Source organism: Flavobacterium sp. ACAM 123, assembly GCF_000264055.1.
GTDB lineage: Bacteria > Bacteroidota > Bacteroidia > Flavobacteriales > Flavobacteriaceae > Flavobacterium.
In genome coordinates this window covers 1-20,144 of the sequence record NZ_AJXL01000023.1, presented here as the reverse complement: position 1 = coordinate 20,144, position 20,144 = coordinate 1, and the positions used below count along the sequence as shown (strand labels likewise).

Here is a 20,144-nt window from a genome sequence, read left to right as displayed (position 1 = left end):
TTTTATTTATTTGCAATATGATAAGCAATTAAACCGTCAATAGGTCTTCTAAGAACATTACCGAGTTTCAAATCGTATTTTTCAAAAGTTTGTTGTAACTCCTCTTTTAAATAGAAAGCGATAGAACCTACAAAATGTACTGGGACTTCTTTGCAATTATCATATTGTTTGATGTAGTTTTTAACAAAAGACTTCATCCCTTTAAAAATAATTTTCTTGCAGAATTCTGAATCCTTGTGCTGGATTAAAAACTTTGCAAAGGTGGCTAAATAAGCATTCGGATTGTCTTCTTTATATAGCTTACTCTTAATAAAATCAGGGTCTACATTATACTCTTTTTCGAATTCCACAGCCAGTTCCCTTGGCATTTTATTAAAGTAATATTTACGTAGCAACTCTTTCCCAAAAACGTTCCCACTACAATCATCCATTATAATATATCCTAATGACTGTACTTTTTGATGCAATTCTTTTCCGTCAAAATAACTACAGTTAGAACCGGTTCCTAAGATAGAAACAATTGCTTTTTGACCTTTAGGAGTAGTCGCATAAACCGCTGCGTAAGTATCTTCTTCTACTGAAACGATTGCATTGGTAAAATAACTTTGAAAAGCTTGTGACAAATCTAATTTCATTCTATCTGTCCCACAACCTGCACCATAAAAAAATAAATGAGTAGCCTTTTTTTTGCTTTGAACAATATCAAAACGGTCGTTTAAACGCTCAACAATTTGTTTGCTTTCAAGAATTTCGGGATTTAATCCAAGTGTTTGTGTAGTAAACAATACTTTTCCATCGTCGTCTATTGCAATCCAATCGGCTTTTGTAGAGCCGCTATCAACTATTAATCTCATTTGTTTGGGTATTTGGTTATATTCGCTTTCTTCTACAAGTAATAAAGATTTGGTTTACTTCAATCTCTATTTAAAATAAAAAATTCCCGTTTAAAAGATTAAACGGGAAAGTTTATAAAATTATTATTATTTTAATCCTGCAATATGAACTGATAAATCAATCATTTTACTTGAATATCCATATTCATTATCATACCAGGACACCAATTTAAAGAAAGTAGAATTTAATCCAATTCCTGCATTTGCGTCGACAATAGAAGTTCTTGTATCAGACACAAAATCTTGAGATACTACCATGTCTTCTGTGTAACCCAATACACCTTTCATTGTAGTTTCTGAAGCTAATTTCAAAACTGCCATTATTTCCTCGTAAGTTGTTTCTTTAGCTAATTTTACTGTTAAATCTACAACTGAAACATCTACTGTAGGAACACGCATAGACATCCCTGTTAATTTCCCGTTCAATTCAGGAATAACTTTTCCAACTGCTTTTGCAGCACCTGTACTTGAAGGTATCAAGTTAACAAGAGCTGATCTTCCTCCACGGAAATCTTTTTTAGACGGACCATCAGTTGTCATTTGAGTTGAAGTGGCGGCATGAATTGTAGTCATCAATCCCTCCACTATTCCAAAATTATCATTTATAACTTTAGCTAGAGGAGCCAGACAGTTTGTTGTACATGAAGCATTTGAAACTACTACATCAGACGCTTTAGCACTTTCGTGATTTACTCCCATAACAAACATTGGTACATCAGAAGATGGAGCAGAAATAACGACCTTTTTTGCTCCTCCTGTAATGTGCGCATTTGCTGTGTCTTTAGTTGTAAAGAATCCAGTACATTCAGCAACAACATCTACATCAACTTCATTCCATTTCAAATTAGCAGGTTCTCTTTCAGCTGTAATTCTAATATTTCTATCGTTTACAAAAAGCTTTCCGTCTATAACTTCTACTTTCCCTGCAAAACGTCCATGAACGGAATCGTATTTTAATAAGTAAGCTAAGTGATCTACGTCTAATAAATCGTTTATCGCAACAACTTCTACATTATCTCTATTGAAAGATTCTCTAAAAACAATTCTTCCAATTCTTCCAAAACCGTTTATTCCTAATTTTACTTTTGACATCTTAATTAAATTTTTTATTTATTTTTATTCACTTTCATTTTAAAGCCTAATTGCCTCACAATAAACTTCATAGTTCTTATTTATGTTGACATGATATCAGAGACTCGCAGCAACTCTCTGTCTATTTCTGTCTTTCCTTTTATGGCTTGCTCTAACGGTGTTAGTGTGACAGTATCGCTTTGTAAGCCTACCATATAATTCGATTTCCCTTCTAATAATGATTCCACTGCTTTCACGCCTAATCTACTCGCTAAAACCCGATCAAAACAAGAGGGCGAACCACCGCGTTGCATATGGCCTAGAACAGAAACTCTAACATCATATTCAGGTAAATTTGTCTCAACGTAATCTTTTAATTCGAATACATTTTTACCAATTTTATCTCCTTCAGCAATTACGACTATACTCGAGGATTTGCCGGAAGCTTTACTCTTTTGTAATGATTCTAACAATCGATCCAATCCTAAATTTTCTTCAGGTATAAGTATCTCCTCTGCTCCTGCACCTATTCCGGCATTCAAAGCAATATGACCTGCATCTCTACCCATAACTTCGACAAAAAACAGTCTGTTATGTGAACTTGCGGTATCTCTAATTTTATCAATTACTTCAACTACGGTGTTTAAAGCGGTATCGTACCCTAAAGTATGACTGGTACCAAATATGTCGTTATCAATGGTTCCTGGAATACCCATTACCGGAAAATCAAATTCGGCGTTAAATATCATACCTCCTGTAAAAGTTCCATCTCCCCCGATGACAACTAAGGCATCTATTCCAGCTTTTACAAGATGGTCATGCGCTTTTTTTCTTCCTTCTGGAGTTCTAAATTCAATAGAACGAGCAGATTTTAAAACCGTCCCGCCTTTATTGACAATATTATTTACACTTCGAGGTCCCATTTCTTTAAAGTCTCCTTCAATCATTCCTTGGTAACCTCTATAGATCCCTATACATTCTATATTATGATAAGCACAAGTTCGAACAACTGATCGAATGGCCGCATTCATTCCAGGTGAATCTCCGCCCGAAGTTAGAACCCCTATTTTTTTTATTGTTTTTGGCATTATTTACGTATTGAAGCGTAAATTTAGCAAACATAATGCACTTTTAGTGTTATGTTTTTATTAAAATAGTTAAGCGAACCAAATTCAAACGTTTTCGTTGATAAGTTTTAGGAAAATCAAAAAAGCTTCTTTTTTTTTCATATTAGTTAGTTTTTTAAATTATAAATTGATAATCACTTAATATAAGTTGGAAATAATAACATTATTGCATTAAGATCAAAAGAACATTAGCACAGACCTAACTCCTTTATTTAGAACATAAGCCCTTTTGAGAAACGTACTATTACGGCCTTTTTAATATGTTCGCTTTTCCTCTAACCAACTATGTCATTATCATACTAAATAAAACACTTTTTTATATTTATTGGAAAGTAGCAATAATTATGAATAAAAACAAGTAGTGTTACTTGTACAGCAACGCGCTCTTTGAGTTTTTACAAAGTAAAAGCTACTGTTATTTAACTTTGTTTATACAATAACATCGCCTTAATTCTCCTCAGGAATTACTGCTTCATAATTTTTCTTAGGGATTTTTGTTTTAGGAGTCTTGGACTTAGAGAAATTTATATATTCAGGCGCCAGATTAGAGTCTTGATATTCTTGAGTATATGCTGGTTCTAGACCTAATTTATGGTTTTTAAATATCTTGTTCACTAATTCTTTAAAGGTATCAAAATCCACTTCGTAAGTAACACCTACTCCCTGGGTGTAACCTATACCTTGACCAATATAATTAATATCGTTCTCGCGGTTAAACAAACGCAAGTTCAGCGTTCCGTCTTCATTTACTCTGTACTGAATTTCAAGATCCCCAACTATTGCCGACTCATTAATTCCACCAAAAGGCACACCCACTTTGCCGTTAATTGTAATTCTTTCATTTACTTTTGATGAAATCGTCGCGACGAACCTTCCGTCCGTTTCCTTTCCTATTCTTCGGTCTGCAGAAATATAGTTTAAACCAACTTTGAATTTTTCATTATCTGATTTTATGATACCTCCCAATAAACTGGAGGCAGTTTCAAACAAACTTCCAGAAAAATCAGACTGACTAACTCCTTCGGGACTTAAAAATCCTCCTGTAGACAGTAAATAAAGTGCTTGCGTTTGTCTGATATCTTTGTCATTCAATTTATATTGAATCTCCGATTTTAATACACTGCTCACCGTAGGGAATTCAATATTAAATTCAGGTTCTGGACTGGCTAAATCCCCACGAATTCCTATTACTACCTCTACAGGTACTTTTCTATTAAATGATGAGTTTTCTAATAATACCGCAGGATTTGCAATTGTCTTATATACCGCTTCCAGATTCAGTTGTGCTTTCATTGGGTTTCCTTCCCATGAAATAGACCCGCCTTTTTTAACATCGAATTTTTTATCAATTAACCCCCCATATTTAAAATTATAGGACCCTTCGTAAGCCTGGAAATCGCCCCACATATTGAATTTCCCTAAAGTATTAATCTTAAACAGCAAGGATCCAAAACCTCTACCCTTGATTCCATGTCCTGAATCCCGATCTAAAATTACTTCTACTTCTGCATCGTCCGTGATATCAAGATCAAACTCTAGCTCCAGTCCCTTGTATCTCCTCGTATCTTCAACAATTCCCATTTGGATGTTGTACTTCTCTTTGGCAGTTAAAAAATGAACAAAAGAGTTATCACTTACACTCTCCGCATAATTTATAGGTATTTTTACCTCAGTACCTTTCTCTGATTTTGCCTCCACTCGAATGAATAACCCATTAGTAGGCCCTTTAATAGTTGCACTACCGTCTATGAATGCAGTGCCATAATACGCCGCATCCTCCTTATCCACCGTATTTAGCACAAGTAGTCTTTTAGCACTTATCGCTAAATCCAGTTTCCAATCTGCAAAATTATTGTGCTCAATGTTCCCATTTAAAGTACCCTTTGTTTGAAATTTTGAATCTGTCAATGTATTATTTCTAAACAAGAATTTTTGACCAACTAAATCGATTACCGATCTGTCACTTAATTCATAATCAACATTTAGATAAGGAATTGTCAATCCGGCTTTTTCAACATACAAACGCCCATTGATATCAGGCTTTTCTAAATTACCCTGAATTGTGGCATTGCCACTGACCAATCCTCTTATGTTTGATATCACGTCCCCACCCAAAGAACTTAATATTCCTAAATCAAATTTAGCAAATTTCAGTTTCATGTCAAGAACGGTTTTATCCCCTATGATTTGGAAATTCCCAAAAGTGTTGAATGATTCAAAATTTTCGTTTTCTAAGAAGGAATTTATTGTAAACTTTTCCAGATTTTGATCTCCCTCAATATCAAATTTTAAATCACCCAGGTCTGTTTTATTTATGTTCAAATGATCAATCACCAGCGACGCTGTAGGCTTATATATCGCTTTATTTTGCTTAAAACTAATTTCGCCGTTTATATTTCCCTGAAACACAAATTGATTGTTTTCTGGCGTAATCTTGTAGAGATTAACATCTTTAAAACTTAGTTTTAAATCCTTATTTGTTCTATCTTTTATAGTTCCTTTGAGCGATATCGCCTGCTCCTCGTGAGATAATATGATATCGTCTATCTTAAAATTTTTAAACGACTTGTCAAAAACAATTTGGTTGTTAGGTGTTTCCTCTTCATTTAAAAACCACAGATAGTCCTTGAACTTCATTTCTGATTTACTTAGTCCTACAACATTATCGTTTTCCTTATTAATGGTGTGGTACAAATTTAAATTAAAATAATCTTCTCCTTTTGGTCCCCCTTTAAATTCTGACCTGAAGAATAAAGTATCCTTCATCGTGATGTTGATCAGACTAAAATCACGTACTTTATAATATTTAGTCTTAATGCTATCCAATTCAATATATGCATTAAACAGCGGGTTTTTATTGTCAATTGACACTCTGACATTATCGAATGTATTTTGGGAAGCTACAATTTGTGGCGAATTAAATTTCAGTTTAAATTCTTGGGTATCAGATTTTATATTTCCTTTTACTGCGGTATTCGATCCAATGGCAATTTCAGGATAAAACAATTCAATAATTTTGCTGTAAATCTTAAAATCAAACTTCAAAAACTGTCCTTTACTAACTTTGTCTGGTTTAAAATTAGTATACAAGCTTCCCAAAGAGTTCTTGATTAAATTCCCAAGTTCACTAAACTGGAATTTCCCCACAATTTCCCCCTCGATTATATCAGGAGAATTTACGGTAATTGTTCGAACCCTGTCCGTATCAAAACTAGAGGTGATGTTAAAATCATCAAATTTATAAGTGTCTTTTCCATTTTGATAAGAAGTTTCTGTGATGTAGACGTTCCCTTGTAAATTTTCAATTGAATTGCCTGTCACCTGAACCACTACATCTCCCTTAAATAAAGAAACAGAATCTTTTACTAACTTCAACTTATTGAAATCGGCATTTTCCACATTAATATGAAAATCATATTTATTTTCTTTATTGGTTAAATCCAATAAACCGTCAAAGTTCATAATAAGATTGGGGTCATTAATCGAAATCTGACCTTTGTAATTAGGCGCTTTAAAATTACCATTCACTACAAGATTAGTGTAGGTGTAGTTTTTGAAATCTATTTTAGTAACATCTCCTTTTAAAGCTGTATTTAGATATTTTTCTGTAAAGCCTTTACCGTCTATGTCGATATTCATTGTGATTTTCCCCAAATCTTTTCGATCTAACAAGTTCCCCAAATCGAAATTTTCTAAAACAACATTACCCATGTAAGAAGCTTTGTCTATAAAATCAATACTTTTCATCTTGAAAAAGGATTTCACAATACCTAAGTCAGTGACCATAGAAAAATCAGCGTCAATTGCAGTGGCACTTAGCTGTGAATTACCTACAATAGTAAATCTGCCTAATTTCTTTAGTTCCTTTGGTAATTTATTTCCTAGAATATTTGGAAGTATTGTCACCAAATTATCATAGCTGCTTGACATTCTAGTAAAGTTCCCGTTCATATAAAATTTTTGATCTTTGGAGCCAAAAATATTTTTAAAAATTATTGAACCATCAATCTTTGTATTTCTTGAATCAGCTAAATTTAGATTTCTGATATTTAAGTTATTTAACGGCCCCTTTATATCAGCATTTATTTTGAAAAATTGATTTTTACCTAATTCATTGTAAAAGTGTCTGATATCATTGGTAGCAATTTGAGATGGTTTTATTTTAACATCAAATTTTACATTATCAGTGAAATCTGAAAAATCACCAGGCTTATAATTTAAAATTACATTAGCCTTGAGTTTCGATTCTTTAGTAGACAAATCAAGGTTTCCAAATTGAATTTTCTTTTTAGAATAAGTAAAATTAGCACTCATATTTACAACATACAAACCCCGATGATCTAAAAAAGACATTTTATCTATATTTGCCTTTAAGTCTGGGCCGTAGAGTAAAAAATCACTGAGAGTCGTATTTAATTTTGTGAAATCAATGTCAACTGGAGTTTCTTTATTTTCATCTATGACACTAAAATGAGCATCAGTAACGTCAGCGTTATCTACTTTTAATAAAAACTTTTTAGTGGAGGGTTTGTCACTATCGAAGGCATTTATAAACTGATTTAAATTAGTTTGATCTTCATTCTCATATAATTTAATTTTAAATAACAAACCATCAAGTCTAACATTTCCAAAAATTAAGTCACCCGCAAGAATTTTTTTGCCTTCTAATATATTAGTATTTACAATTTTAGAAAAGATTAAAGTATCTTTATGATGATCCAATATTAAGACATTCTTGAATTTCACACCGCCAAAAACAGATAAACGTACGGCATCAATGGAAATATTTGTTCCAAAGTCTTTATTAATGCTGTTTGTGAAATGCTGGGCTATTTTTGTCTGAATATAAGGTATCGAAAGAGCAATACCCAGCATCAGTAAAAGCACAAGCAGCCCCGAAATAAAGCGAAAAATTATTTTAATAAATTTTTTGATACCTATTATTTTTTTATTTTTATTCTAAAATATTATTTTGCCCAAGGAAAGAGCGACACCTTTAATAAAAATTCTTTAATTTTGGCTGCGCCGCAAAATTATAAAAAATAAAATCGGTGTGTAAATATAATTCAAAATTTGTGCCTTTTTATGCAAAATTCCGAGGTTTTTATTCTTGCTATCGAAAGCTCCTGCGATGACACTGCAGCGGCCGTCCTACATAACGACAAAGTACTGTCTAATGTTGTGGCAAATCAACACATTCACGCCCAATATGGCGGCGTTGTACCAGAATTAGCTTCTCGTGCACATCAGCAAAATATTGTTCCTGTTATCGATGCTGCGCTTCGCCAAGCAAACATTAGCAAAGAACAATTGTCAGCAATAGCTTTTACTCAAGGTCCCGGATTAATGGGATCGCTTCTCGTGGGAAGTTCTTTTGCTAAATCAATGGCTTTAGCATTGGCTATTCCTCTTGTTTCAGTTAATCATATGCAAGCCCATATTTTAGCTCATTTTATAGATGAAGAAGGATTTGAAAAACCTTGTTTTCCTTTTCTGGCTTTAACCATAAGTGGCGGACACACTCAAATTGTACAGGTAAATGACTTTTTTGACATGACTATCATTGGAGAAACTACAGACGACGCTGTAGGCGAAGCCTTTGACAAGAGTGCAAAAATCCTTGGGCTTCCCTATCCTGGTGGTCCTTTAGTTGATAAACATGCTCAAGTGGGAAATCCGAAGGCATTTGCTTTTACTAAACCCAAAGTCCCAGGTTTGAACTTTAGTTTTTCAGGCTTAAAAACAGCTATATTATATTTTGTACAAAAGAAAAAATTAGAGAATCCTAATTTTATAAAAGAGAACATTAATGATATTTGTGCCTCTATCCAATATACAATTGTTGAAATATTAATGGATAAATTAAAGTTAGCAGTTAAAGAAACTGGAATTAAGCAAATCGCCATAGGCGGCGGCGTATCTGCTAATTCTGGAATTAGAAAAGCCATAAAGGATGCAGAACAAAAATACGATTGGAAAACATTTGTCCCAAAATTCGAATACACTACAGATAATGCCGCGATGATTGGAATTGTGGGTTATCAAAAATTTTTATCACAACAATTTGAAACTGCTGCTGTAGTCTCTAAAGCACGAATTCAATTCTAAATTATGCAACTATTTTATACCCCAAATATAGACGAAACGACCGAAACCTTTTCTTTTGACAAAGTAGAAAGCAAACATATTATAAAGGTTTTACGTAAAAAGGACACTGATATACTGTTTGTGACCAATGGCTCAGGTTATTTGTTCGAAACTGAAATCACTTTGGCTTCTGACAGTAAATGCACCGTAAAAATTCTTTCTTTCGAAAAAAAGCCAAAATCAAAATATCATTTGCACCTTGCTGTCGCTCCTACAAAGATGAATGACCGCTACGAATTGTTTCTTGAGAAAGCAACCGAAATAGGAATCCATGAAATTACACCCATTATATGCGACCGCTCCGAAAGAAAAGTCATTAATAATGAACGATTTGACAAAATTATTTTGTCTGCCATGAAACAGTCCAACGAATTATATCTTCCAAAATTAAATGAGGCTGTTTCTTTGAAAGATTTTTTAAAGCGTAAAAATGATGGACTGCAACTAATAGCACATTGTGAAGAAACGGATAAAAAAACATTGAAATCAGTTTTGAACGCCAATGATAATGTGACTATGCTGATAGGTCCTGAAGGAGATTTTTCCGAAAAAGAAATCGCGATGGCGATTGATAACGCCTACATTCCCGTATCTTTAGGAAATACCAGATTAAGAACGGAGACCGCGGCAATAGTCGCCTGTCATAGTGTTGCGTTTATAAATGAGGATTAACACTCTATCTACAGAATTATGAAACTGGTAGAACTAAATTCATTTAGAAGCATTAGAGCTAAACTGTAGTTAGATAGAAGCTATAAAAACAATACATATTATCATATGAAAAAAATATTTTTTGTTTTACTACTAATTACAGTCTCGTCCTTTTCTCAAGAAATTGCTTTAGTGAAATATAGTGGTGGTGGGGATTGGTATGCCAATCCCACTTCGCTACCTAATCTAATTAAATACTGCAATGCAAATATTAATACGACAATAAATGTAAAACCCGCAACGGTGGAACCGGGTAGTCCTGATTTATTTTCTTATCCCTTCATCCACATGACAGGACATGGAAATGTAGCTTTTAGTGATGCCGAAGTCAGTAATTTAAACAAGTATATGATTGCTGGAGGTTTTCTTCACATTGATGATAATTATGGAATGGATCAATACATTAGAAAAGAACTAAAAAAAATATTCCCAAACAACCCACTTGTTGAAATACCAGCAAATCATATTATATTTCAAAAACCCTATCTCTTTTCCAGTGGGTTGCCCAAGATCCATGAACACGAGGGAAAACGCCCACAAGCCTTCGGTATTTTCGTAGAAAACAGACTTGTACTACTTTACACTTTCGAATGTGATTTAGGTGACGGTTGGGAAGATCCAGAAGTGCATAACGATCCAGCAGTGGTCAGAGAAAAAGCACTAAAAATGGGAGCAAACATAATAAGTTACCTATTTAACAATTAATACAATGATCAGCTAATTAAAGACGCTATAATACAATTTCAAAACAACTATTTCTTAGATCAATTAGCCGTATTTCTATTTTTTTTTCCAAAAAAAGCTTGTTTTTTTTAGATAAATCACAGACGGACTAAAAAAAGGAAGCAGGACATATCACAATATACCAATGCATTTTCACAGTAGCATCGCCACTCCCAAACTCTATTTTAGTTTTTAGGCATTGACAAGTGAAGGCATAATCACGCCAACAAAAAGCACCACTTAAGTTACGGCCGACCTAAATGGAGGCACTTGCTACGATATAAAAAATCAATTTCTCAATCCATTACAGCAGAGATAAGAAATTCAAAGATTAGTATTTAATTTTTAACAAATTACACCGATTGACCCATTTGAAAAAAATAGAGTAATATTAGGCAAATTATTATATCCGACATAGGTTGTTTTATTCTAAAAATTTATTCTTTCAATCTTGTAAAAAGCGCATTAAATAAGCGGTCTTAAATTATTGTTAATTTATTTTTTAATTTTATTTTGATTATTACTTTTTTTGTTATAAAATTGCCACTTAATTGATTAATAATCCAATTAACTAACAAAACCTACAAGTATTATGAAAAAAATTATTTTATCTGTTATGGCATTGACGCTGCTTTATTCTTGTCAAAATGATCAGTCAGAATCGACAAGCCTAACAACTAATGCAATTGCGCACCGTGGTTGCGCGTCTCAAGAAGTGCTTGCTGCCCAATTAGCAGCCGACCCCACTTTAGCGTTAAGAATGAATGAAATTGAAGCCTTTACTCAAAAAGCGAAATTAACAGGTCGTTTAGTTAACGGAAAAATTGAAATTCCTGTAGTTGTAAACGTATTGTATAAAACCGCGGCTGAAAACATCTCTGATGCACAAATTCAATCTCAAATTGACGTGTTAAACGAAGATTTTACTGCTACTAATGCTGACTTCGGAAGCGTTCCTGCTTTATTCTCTGGAGTTGCTACTAACGTTGGAATTACATTTGTACTACAGAACATAGTAAGAAAATCGACAAGAACGACTTCCTTTTCTACTAATGATGCTATGAAAACGGCAAACAAAGGAATCGCACCTACTTCTCCTACAACAGTGTTAAACATGTGGTCTTGTAATTTAGGGGGTGGTATCCTTGGATATGCTCAGTTCCCTGGTGGATCAGCAGCGACTGATGGAATTGTAATAGATAATAACGCATTTGGACGTACAGGTACAGTTTCGGGAGTTTACAACTTAGGTAGGACTGCCTCTCATGAAGTGGGTCACTGGATGAACTTACGTCACATATGGGGTGACGCTACTTGTGGAAGTGACTTAGTTTCTGATACTCCTTCACACAATACTGCTAATTATGGTGTTCCAGCTTACCCTCATTACAGTACTTGTGCTGGTACTCCAGTAGAAATGACAATGAACTATATGGACTACACAGACGATAGAGGAATGTATATGTTTACTGATGGACAAAAAGCAAGAATGGATGCTCTATTTGTTTCAGGTGGTGCGAGAGCATCTTTTGGAATCTAAATTTTCATAAAAATTAGAATCTTAAAAACCCGCTCCTTGTTAGCGGGTTTTTTATGTTTACATCCCAAAATATAAATACAACTAAAAGAGCTGAGTGTAGAATCTACTGCCACTTTTGCGTACATACTCGAAACGATAAATTCTTCCCTAAAAATAAAACCTCACATTATTTTTTATAAAAGTTGCTATTAAATAGCATAAAAACATATTTTATCAATTTTTCTACTACTAAACTGAATCTAAAGGAACATTATTAGATTAAAATAAAGCTAAAAGACAGCAACGGACCAAAAATTTTGCGGTTCAAAAAAAAATTAAAAATTTGATTAGAGTTTATTCATTCTAAAGTAAGATGGGCTAAAACAACTTTAGAGCAAGAAAATAGTGACATATCTCAAAAGTAAAATATAAACTTACAGAAAAAATAAATTCGTTCAGTAAAAAAACTGAATACTAAACTGTTAAAAGTAAAAGACAAAACAATTACTATGCAAAAAAGTACTACCAAAAGGTTTTGAAATTTAAAATAAAATAAATTTCTGATAACGTAATTTAGAGCTAGAGAATTACTATTGAAAAATAGTCAATGAGAACTATTTTTTAAATGAAATAGCATATTTTTATTGCTGAAAATTTTTATTTTTGAATAAAATGTTATAAAATTGGGGTATTATTAACCAAAACCAATTATTTATAACAACTCTATTATGAAAAAAATTATTTTATCCGCCGCGGCATTTATGATGCTCTTTTCATGTCAAAATGACCAAACAGAATCCGCTGAATTAGCAACAAATACAATTAACAAACGAGGTTGTGCAACTCAAGAAGTATTGGCCGCACAATTAGCTGCCGACCCTACATTGGCAATTCGAATGAACAAAATTGAAGCTTTTACTCAAAATGCAATGTTAACAGGTCGTTTAGTGAACGGCAAAGTAGAAATTCCCGTTGTAGTAAACGTATTGTACAACACTGCTGATGAAAACATTTCAGATGCACAAATTCAGTCACAAATCGATGTTCTAAATGATGATTTCAATGGTGCAAATTCTGATTATAATTCAGTGCCTACATTATTCTCTGGAGATAAAGCAAATGTTGGAATCAGCTTCGTTTTAGAAACGATCAACAGAAAATCAACGAAAAAGAGATCTTGGGGAACAAGAGATGTAATGAAAAATGGAAAAAGAGGAGGTATTGACGCAACTTCTCCAGACAATAAATTGAATATGTGGGTTTGTACAATTGGTGGAGGTATCTTAGGATACGCACAATTTCCTGGTGGAAATCCAGATACGGATGGTGTAGTAATGGATTCTAAATACTTTGGACTGTCAGGATTTGCTAATGCTCCTTATAATTTAGGAAGAACTGCTACTCATGAAGTGGGACACTGGATGAACCTACGTCACATTTGGGGAGATGCTACTTGTGGAAATGATTTCGTAGACGATACACCTACTCACAATACTGCAAACTATGGTATACCAGCTTATCCTCATTACAGTACTTGTGCTGGAACTCCGGTAGAAATGACTATGAACTACATGGACTACACTGACGATCCAGGTATGTATATGTTTACAAATGGACAAAAATCAAGAATGGATGCCGTATTTGTTTCTGGTGGTGCAAGAGCTGCTTTCGGAATCTAATATTTAATAAAAATAAGAATACTAAAACTCGCTACTTGTTAGCGAGTTTTTTTTATCTTTATATTCTAATAAATTTAAATGGTTACATCAAAAACTATAGCAAACGGAATTTTAAGGGCAATTACCGTAATAGTCTTAACTGCTCTACTTCTTTATTTTCTATACCAAATTCAATCCGTATTAATATACCTTATAGTCGCTTTAATCCTTACTCTAATTGGAAATCCAATTTTAGATTTCTTTAGAAGAAGATTAAAATTTAATCATGTTTTTGCGACCATTGCCACGTTATTCATTTTCGTGATAATTATAGCTGGCTTTCTCATGATGTTTATTCCACTAATTTTAGCCCAAAGTCAAAACTTATCACTGTTAAACACAGGTGCTATTGAGCAACAAACCCTTCAATTAATTGACCAAATAAGAATTTTTTTAGAGAATCATCATATCGATTCATCAAAAATACTGAAAGCCGTAGATATTAGCTCTAAAATGAATTTCAATATTATCCCTAATTTTTTAAATGCAATAGTGGCAACCATCAGCAGCTTCGGAATGGGCCTAGGATCTGTCTTGTTTATAACTTTTTTCTTTCTAAAAGAGCGCCACTCATTTATTACAAGAGCAAAAAAATTAATTCCGGACGGCCATGAAGATCAAGCGCTGAATTCTTTAGAAAAAATTAATTCTTTATTATCACGTTATTTTCTGGGCTTATTGCTACAATTATTTATTGTATTTATCTGTTACATTACCGTACTACTGATTTTTGGTGTTCCTAATGCATTTATCATTGGTTTCTTATGTGCTATTTTAAATATCATCCCTTACATCGGTCCTCTAATTGCCTCTGTTTTAGCAGCAGTTTTAACGATGTTGAGTAATTTAGGGAGTGATTTTCAGACAGAAATTCTACCTACCACAATATATGTTTTGATTGGTTTTTGGATTGTTCAAATTATTGATAACAATCTATCTCAACCTATTATTTTTTCTAAAAGTGTTAGTTCTCATCCACTAGAAATATTTCTTGTGATACTTATTGCAGGTTTCCTTTTTGGTATTTTAGGCATGATCGCAGCGGTTCCTCTTTATACAATACTAAAAGTGATAGGTAAAGAATTTTTTCCAGAAAATAAAATAATCCAACTATTAACTAAAAACATTTAATTTGGATTTAAACATACTAAGTTCTGAAATTCAAGAGTTTATAGATCGGAATATTGGGAGCAGCATTGCAAAATTAGCATTACAAAAAAATCCGTTTCCAAGAGTAGAATGGATTGCTATTTTAAATCAAATTGAAGCAAAAACCAAAGCAAAAGACAAACTACCCCATTGGTTCAGGACCGAAAAAATAGTTTACCCCAGTAAGGTTTCAATAGAACAAACTTCATCCGAAAGAACGGCGTTGTACAAATCCACTATTGTTTCCGGTGGCACTTTGATCGACCTTACCGGCGGTTTTGGTGTAGATGATTACTACTTTTCAAAAAGAGTCACTGCGGTTACCCATTGCGAAATTAATCCAGAGTTGTCTGAAATTGTAGCACACAATTACATGCAGCTAGATGTAACTAATATCGCTTGCCACGCTGGAGACAGCTTAAATACTTTACAGTCCCTTAACCGAAAATGGGATTGGATTTATATCGATCCTTCCAGACGCAATGATGCTAAAGGCAAAGTATTTATGCTTAAAGATTGTTTGCCTAACGTTCCAGATAATCTTGATAACTATTTTAAAAATTCGGACGCTATTTTAATAAAGACGGCTCCTTTACTCGATATTTCAGCAGGTGTATTAGAATTACGAAATATAAAAACCATTCATATTGTGGCTTTGGAGAACGATGTAAAAGAACTGCTATGGGAATTACATAAAAACTATGTAGGGAAAATTGAGATCAAAACAATCAACCTATTGAAAGACAAAACAGAGTCTTTTGATTTTATATGGAATAATCAATATCAGACATCAAACTACAGCGCGCCACAAAAGTATTTATATGAGCCGAATAGTGCTATAATGAAATCAGGAGGATTCGATGAAATAGGCACTTTCTATACCTTAAACAAGCTGCAAAAACATTCTCATTTGTACACTTCAACTAATTTAATTTCATTCCCAGGAAGAATTTTTGAAATCAAAAATTGTATTACCTACAATAAAGTCGAAATGAAAACTTTTTTACAAGATAAAAAAGCAAATGTCACAATTAGAAATTTTCCGGATACAGTTGAAAATATTCGTAAAAAATGGAAAATAAAAGATGGGGGAACTAGTTATTGTTTTTTCACTACTGATGAAAATAACAATAAAATTGTTTTAATTTGCAACAAAATATAATAAAAATGAAACAGCTCATTATACTAGTATTCTTATTCCTGGCCGGTACTCTTTTTGCCCAAGCACCATGCGACTATAGCGCAAACGTTAGTGACTCTATAGGAACTTATAAATCAACAAGGGAATACATGATCTCTGAGAAAAATTTTGCAGGAAATTCGAGTTATATTTTCTATTCTTTAGCATTAACAGATGATCTACCTACATTAAATGTTCAACTTATTCAAAAAAGTAAAGGCTTTTTGAAAGCAAATTGTTTTGATAAAAATTCGAAACTGTATTTCCAATTACACAATGGAAAAATAGTAACGTTATTACACATTGATGAAGAAAATTGTGGCACCATGGTGCGAGACGACAACGGATTTGACAATAGAGTCACAACGGGATCCTTTATGTTTGTAAAAGGTAGTTTTGAAGAGCTAAAAAGCTCTCCCGTTTCCATGATGAGAATCAAATACTTGACCGAAACTGAAGATTATGTGCTTAAAAAAGAATTTCAATCAGAATTGAATAATGAAATATACCAGCCCGAGAACTATTTTATTACTAATTTAGGATGTATCGAGTAGATTACTCGCAATCCCATTTTACATTAGAGACTTTGTCTTTCAGCGCCGATTTTAAATTGTAGTGCCACCATTCTGAATCAAAGGAATTAAAATTTGCGGTAGTCATTATACTTTTTAATAACAACCTGTTTTCTTTCACTTTTTCAGAAAGCTTTGTATAACTATGGCTGGCTTCAACCCCGAAAAAGTCAAATGTAGTACCCATATCTAATTCGGCACCATAAGCATCAATTAAAGTAATGTCTACTGCTCCTCCTCTATTGTGAATGGAACCTTTGGTTGGGTCAGCAACATATTGTGGATTAGAAACAATTTTCCACATTTTTTTTTGAATATCCAGAGGTCTGTAACAATCAAAAAGTTTAATTCGATATCCTTTTTTAGTAAATTCTTTATTGGCTTCCACTAAAGCGACAACTGTTTTCAGCCGCAAATAACACTCCGCACAATCGTATACTTTTGCTTTTAAAAAGTTATCTTCAGTTGCATATTTCATATCATATACGAAATCGTCGCTGTACTCTTTCAAGTTCACAAATGTAGTATCATTCAAAACCGCAGCGTTAACTTGTTTCATTACGCTATTATGCACTTGAGACTTACACGAAACTATGGCAAAAAGTAAAACAAATAGAAAGCAAAATTTATTTTTAAAGATCATTTGATGCTTTTTTTTTTACAAAATTAAAACATTTGAAACTATTATATACAAAAAAACGACACTATTACTAGTGTCGTTTAAGTGAAGGCAGAAGGATTCGAACCTTCGACCGCCTGCTTAGAAGGCAGGTGCTCTATCCAGCTGAGCTATGCCTCCATTGCTCATTTAAAAAATATTAGTCGGGGTGGCAGGATTCGAACCTGCGGCCTCCTGCTCCCAAAGCAGGCGCGATAACCGAGCTACGCTACACCCCGAAAAAAACATTTCATCAATCTAATAATTCTTGTCAACATTGCTTGAACAAAAGCTTTGTAAATGGAATATAATATATTTCCTAAAAAAATTACTAAGCGGAGGGACAGGGACTCGAACCCTGGCACCGATTGCTCGGTGACAGTTTAGCAAACTGCTCCATTACCACTCTGGCACCCCTCCAAGCTCAAAGAAAACATGTCCTTTTTGCGGTTGCAAATGTAACACTTCATTGCATTACTCACAACTATTTCAGAGCTTTTTTTTTAATGTTTTTGTACATTTTTATAAAAAGAGTTCACAATCAAACATATAGCTATAAATAAAAATCGTTTTTATTTTGAAAAAATATAATCCTCAAATCAAAATCAAAATTTGTTTTAAAATGATTAAATTTGCTACATAAACCAACATTGTAAATATCATGAACAAAAGAGTCGTTATCGTTTCTGCCGTTAGAACACCTATCGGAAGTTTTATGGGGGGATTATCTACAGTACCCGCTCCAAGATTAGGTGCAATAGCCATCAAAGGAGCTTTAGATAGAATAAAGTTAGATCCAAATTTAGTTGATGAAGTTTATATGGGTAATGTAGTTCAGGCCGGAACAGGACAAGCTCCTGCCCGCCAGGCTGCGCTTTTTGCAGGTTTACCTAACACCGTTACTTGTACAACCATAAATAAAGTGTGCGCATCAGGCATGAAATCAGTAATGCTGGCAGCACAGGCCATACAATGTGGGGATGCCGAAATCGTTGTTGCAGGAGGTATGGAAAACATGAGTTTAATTCCTCACTACATGAATTTGAGAAATGGAACAAAATTTGGTCCTTCTACTATGGTTGACGGAATGCAAAAGGACGGTCTTGTTGACGCCTACGACAATAACGCTATGGGCGTTTGTGCAGACTTGTGCGCTTCTGAATATGAATTTACTAGAGAAGACCAAGATAACTACGCAATTCAATCATACAAGCGTTCAGCAAAAGCTTGGGAAGATGGTAAATTTGATAACGAAGTTGTTCCGGTTTCAGTTCCTCAACGAAAAGGAGATCCAATTATAGTATCCAAAGATGAAGAATTCACGAATGTCAAAATGGACAAGATTCCAACGTTAAACGCTGTCTTTTCAAAAGAAGGAACTGTAACTGCGGCAAATGCATCAACAATAAATGATGGAGCTGCAGCTATAATACTTATGAGTGAAGAAAAAGCACTAGCATTAGGTCTAAAACCTCTCGCATTCATCAAAAGTTACGCCGATGCGGCACAAGAGCCAAAATGGTTCACAACAAGTCCAGCAAAAGCGGTACCTAAAGCATTAGACAAAGCAGGTATATCTATCAATGATGTTGATTATTTTGAATTTAATGAGGCATTCGCAGTGGTGGGACTTGCAAATTCTAAAATTTTGGGGTTAGACAACGATAAAGTAAATGTAAATGGAGGAGCGGTTTCATTAGGACATCCGTTGGGTTGTTCAGGAGCGCGAATCATTGTAACATTATTGAATGTGTTAGAACAAAACAATGCAAAAATTGGAGCTGCTGCCATATGTAATGGCGGAGGCGGCGCTTCTGCAGTTGTTATAGAAAGAATATAATTAATTATGGATTATGAGTTATAAGGCTTACTGCTTATAACTCATAACTCTTAACTCATAATTTTACATAAATGTTCGGAATTTGTAATCTGGCTATAATCCCACTTCGGTTTGAACCCAATGATAGAAGCGAAATCGTTTCTCAAGTTTTATTTGGTGAACATTTTGAAATTTTAGAACAACAGAAACAATGGTCTCGCATCAAAATGTATTTTGATGGGTACGAGGGCTGGGTGGATTCGAAACAATATCAAGGTATTTCTGAATCAAACTTCAATCAACTTTCTGAAGAACCAATCATTTTAAATTCTGATTTAATAGAATACGTTACCGGACCTTCTAATCTGTTAATGCCTATCCCTTTAGGAGCTTCTATTGGGTTTCTCATCGACGATACAATCAATACAAGTGGATTTGATTTTGAAGGAACTAAAGTCAATGGTATCAAAGACAAAAAACACCTTCTAAACACTGCGTTTCTCTATCTAAACGCTCCTTATCTTTGGGGTGGAAAAACGCCCTTTGGAATTGACTGTTCTGGTTTTACTCAAATGGTTTACAAACTTAATGGTTACAAGTTATTAAGGGATGCATCGCAACAAGCTACTCAAGGAGAAGCTTTGAGTTTTATCGAAGAGAGCGAACCAGGTGATTTGGCTTTTTTTGATAATGACGAAGGCAGCATTATTCACGTGGGTATTATCATGGAAGATAACTATATTATCCATGCAAGTGGAAAAGTAAGAATTGACAGATTAGATCATTTGGGGATTTATAATGCTGAAATAAATAAGCATACCCACAAACTTAGAGTTATAAAAAAGATTATATAAAAA

15 protein-coding genes and 3 tRNA genes are annotated in these 20,144 nt (G+C 33.8%); 10 read left to right on the top strand and 8 right to left on the bottom strand.

Annotated features, from left to right (window positions below):
* Window positions 1–2: 2 nt before the first annotated feature.
* From A3SG_RS0105995 to A3SG_RS0105980, 4 genes are all read right to left on the bottom strand, one after another.
* Complete coding sequence (locus A3SG_RS0105995; protein ID WP_016989117.1) at window positions 3–854, bottom strand: N-acetylglucosamine kinase-like protein; 852 nt, start codon at window positions 852–854, stop codon at window positions 3–5.
* Window positions 855–980: 126 nt separating this feature from the next.
* The gene (gene gap, locus A3SG_RS0105990) at window positions 981–1,985 is read right to left on the bottom strand and encodes a type I glyceraldehyde-3-phosphate dehydrogenase (RefSeq protein ID WP_016989116.1); all 1,005 of its coding nucleotides are present in this window, start codon (window positions 1,983–1,985) and stop codon (window positions 981–983) included.
* An 80-nt stretch (window positions 1,986–2,065) separates the two neighbouring features.
* On the bottom strand, window positions 2,066–3,052 hold the full coding sequence (gene pfkA, locus A3SG_RS0105985) for a 6-phosphofructokinase (RefSeq protein WP_016989115.1): 987 nt from the start codon (window positions 3,050–3,052) through the stop codon (window positions 2,066–2,068).
* 486 nt (window positions 3,053–3,538) lie between these two features.
* A complete protein-coding gene (locus A3SG_RS0105980; RefSeq protein WP_016989114.1) occupies window positions 3,539–7,966 on the bottom strand; it encodes a translocation/assembly module TamB domain-containing protein in 4,428 nt (1,475 codons plus the stop codon).
* A 210-nt stretch (window positions 7,967–8,176) separates the two neighbouring features.
* Between A3SG_RS0105980 and tsaD the strand changes: the two genes are divergently transcribed.
* From tsaD to A3SG_RS0105935, 8 genes are all read left to right on the top strand, one after another.
* Window positions 8,177–9,199, top strand: coding sequence for a tRNA (adenosine(37)-N6)-threonylcarbamoyltransferase complex transferase subunit TsaD (gene tsaD / locus A3SG_RS0105975; protein ID WP_016989113.1), 1,023 nt, complete (start codon window positions 8,177–8,179; stop codon window positions 9,197–9,199).
* A gap of 3 nt (window positions 9,200–9,202) precedes the next feature.
* On the top strand, window positions 9,203–9,910 hold the full coding sequence (locus tag A3SG_RS0105970) for a 16S rRNA (uracil(1498)-N(3))-methyltransferase (RefSeq protein WP_016989112.1): 708 nt from the start codon (window positions 9,203–9,205) through the stop codon (window positions 9,908–9,910).
* A gap of 105 nt (window positions 9,911–10,015) precedes the next feature.
* Window positions 10,016–10,654 (top strand): DUF4159 domain-containing protein, encoded by a 639-nt coding sequence (locus A3SG_RS0105965; protein ID WP_016989111.1) that lies wholly within the window; start codon window positions 10,016–10,018, stop codon window positions 10,652–10,654.
* 610 nt (window positions 10,655–11,264) lie between these two features.
* A complete protein-coding gene (locus A3SG_RS0105960) occupies window positions 11,265–12,212 on the top strand; it encodes a zinc metalloprotease (protein WP_016989110.1) in 948 nt (315 codons plus the stop codon).
* 707 nt (window positions 12,213–12,919) lie between these two features.
* Window positions 12,920–13,870: a zinc metalloprotease gene (locus A3SG_RS0105950; RefSeq protein WP_016989108.1), complete on the top strand. Its 951-nt coding sequence runs from the start codon at window positions 12,920–12,922 to the stop codon at window positions 13,868–13,870.
* 78 nt (window positions 13,871–13,948) lie between these two features.
* The gene (locus A3SG_RS0105945) at window positions 13,949–15,040 is read left to right on the top strand and encodes an AI-2E family transporter (protein ID WP_016989107.1); all 1,092 of its coding nucleotides are present in this window, start codon (window positions 13,949–13,951) and stop codon (window positions 15,038–15,040) included.
* Between the two features lies 1 nt (window position 15,041).
* Entirely contained in the window at window positions 15,042–16,220 is a 1,179-nt protein-coding gene (locus A3SG_RS0105940) for a THUMP-like domain-containing protein (protein WP_016989106.1), read from the top strand.
* Window positions 16,221–16,225: 5 nt separating this feature from the next.
* A complete protein-coding gene (locus A3SG_RS0105935; RefSeq protein WP_016989105.1) occupies window positions 16,226–16,792 on the top strand; it encodes a hypothetical protein in 567 nt (188 codons plus the stop codon).
* Window position 16,793: 1 nt separating this feature from the next.
* Here the strand turns inward: A3SG_RS0105935 and A3SG_RS0105930 are convergent, their stop codons facing one another.
* The 4 genes from A3SG_RS0105930 to A3SG_RS0105915 all read right to left on the bottom strand — a co-directional run bounded on the left by A3SG_RS0105930 (window position 16,794) and on the right by A3SG_RS0105915 (window position 17,888).
* Window positions 16,794–17,453, bottom strand: a complete 660-nt coding sequence (locus tag A3SG_RS0105930) for a M15 family metallopeptidase (RefSeq protein ID WP_016989104.1) — start codon at window positions 17,451–17,453, stop codon at window positions 16,794–16,796.
* Window positions 17,454–17,535: 82 nt separating this feature from the next.
* Window positions 17,536–17,609 (bottom strand) — tRNA-Arg (locus A3SG_RS0105925).
* Between the two features lie 23 nt (window positions 17,610–17,632).
* A tRNA-Pro gene (locus A3SG_RS0105920) sits at window positions 17,633–17,707 on the bottom strand.
* 97 nt (window positions 17,708–17,804) lie between these two features.
* Window positions 17,805–17,888, bottom strand: a tRNA-Ser gene (locus A3SG_RS0105915).
* Window positions 17,889–18,129: 241 nt separating this feature from the next.
* Between A3SG_RS0105915 and A3SG_RS0105910 the strand changes: the two genes are divergently transcribed.
* Both A3SG_RS0105910 and A3SG_RS0105905 read left to right on the top strand, forming a co-directional pair.
* Window positions 18,130–19,308: an acetyl-CoA C-acyltransferase gene (locus A3SG_RS0105910; protein ID WP_016989103.1), complete on the top strand. Its 1,179-nt coding sequence runs from the start codon at window positions 18,130–18,132 to the stop codon at window positions 19,306–19,308.
* Between the two features lie 71 nt (window positions 19,309–19,379).
* The gene (locus tag A3SG_RS0105905) at window positions 19,380–20,141 is read left to right on the top strand and encodes a C40 family peptidase (protein ID WP_016989102.1); all 762 of its coding nucleotides are present in this window, start codon (window positions 19,380–19,382) and stop codon (window positions 20,139–20,141) included.
* The last annotated feature ends 3 nt before the right edge of the window (window positions 20,142–20,144 follow it).

Coding starts and splice junctions, on each gene's coding strand:
- A3SG_RS0105910 (WP_016989103.1), top strand. CDS start 18,130: ATGAACAAAAGAGTCGTTATCGTTTCTGCCGTTAGAACACCTATCGGA.
- A3SG_RS0105935 (WP_016989105.1), top strand. CDS start 16,226: ATGAAACAGCTCATTATACTAGTATTCTTATTCCTGGCCGGTACTCTT.
- A3SG_RS0105960 (WP_016989110.1), top strand. CDS start 11,265: ATGAAAAAAATTATTTTATCTGTTATGGCATTGACGCTGCTTTATTCT.
- gap (WP_016989116.1), bottom strand. CDS start 1,985: ATGTCAAAAGTAAAATTAGGAATAAACGGTTTTGGAAGAATTGGAAGA.
- tsaD (WP_016989113.1), top strand. CDS start 8,177: ATGCAAAATTCCGAGGTTTTTATTCTTGCTATCGAAAGCTCCTGCGAT.
- A3SG_RS0105980 (WP_016989114.1), bottom strand. CDS start 7,966: ATGCTGGGTATTGCTCTTTCGATACCTTATATTCAGACAAAAATAGCC.
- A3SG_RS0105970 (WP_016989112.1), top strand. CDS start 9,203: ATGCAACTATTTTATACCCCAAATATAGACGAAACGACCGAAACCTTT.
- A3SG_RS0105950 (WP_016989108.1), top strand. CDS start 12,920: ATGAAAAAAATTATTTTATCCGCCGCGGCATTTATGATGCTCTTTTCA.
- pfkA (WP_016989115.1), bottom strand. CDS start 3,052: ATGCCAAAAACAATAAAAAAAATAGGGGTTCTAACTTCGGGCGGAGAT.
- A3SG_RS0105945 (WP_016989107.1), top strand. CDS start 13,949: ATGGTTACATCAAAAACTATAGCAAACGGAATTTTAAGGGCAATTACC.
- A3SG_RS0105930 (WP_016989104.1), bottom strand. CDS start 17,453: ATGATCTTTAAAAATAAATTTTGCTTTCTATTTGTTTTACTTTTTGCC.
- A3SG_RS0105905 (WP_016989102.1), top strand. CDS start 19,380: ATGTTCGGAATTTGTAATCTGGCTATAATCCCACTTCGGTTTGAACCC.
- A3SG_RS0105995 (WP_016989117.1), bottom strand. CDS start 854: ATGAGATTAATAGTTGATAGCGGCTCTACAAAAGCCGATTGGATTGCA.
- A3SG_RS0105965 (WP_016989111.1), top strand. CDS start 10,016: ATGAAAAAAATATTTTTTGTTTTACTACTAATTACAGTCTCGTCCTTT.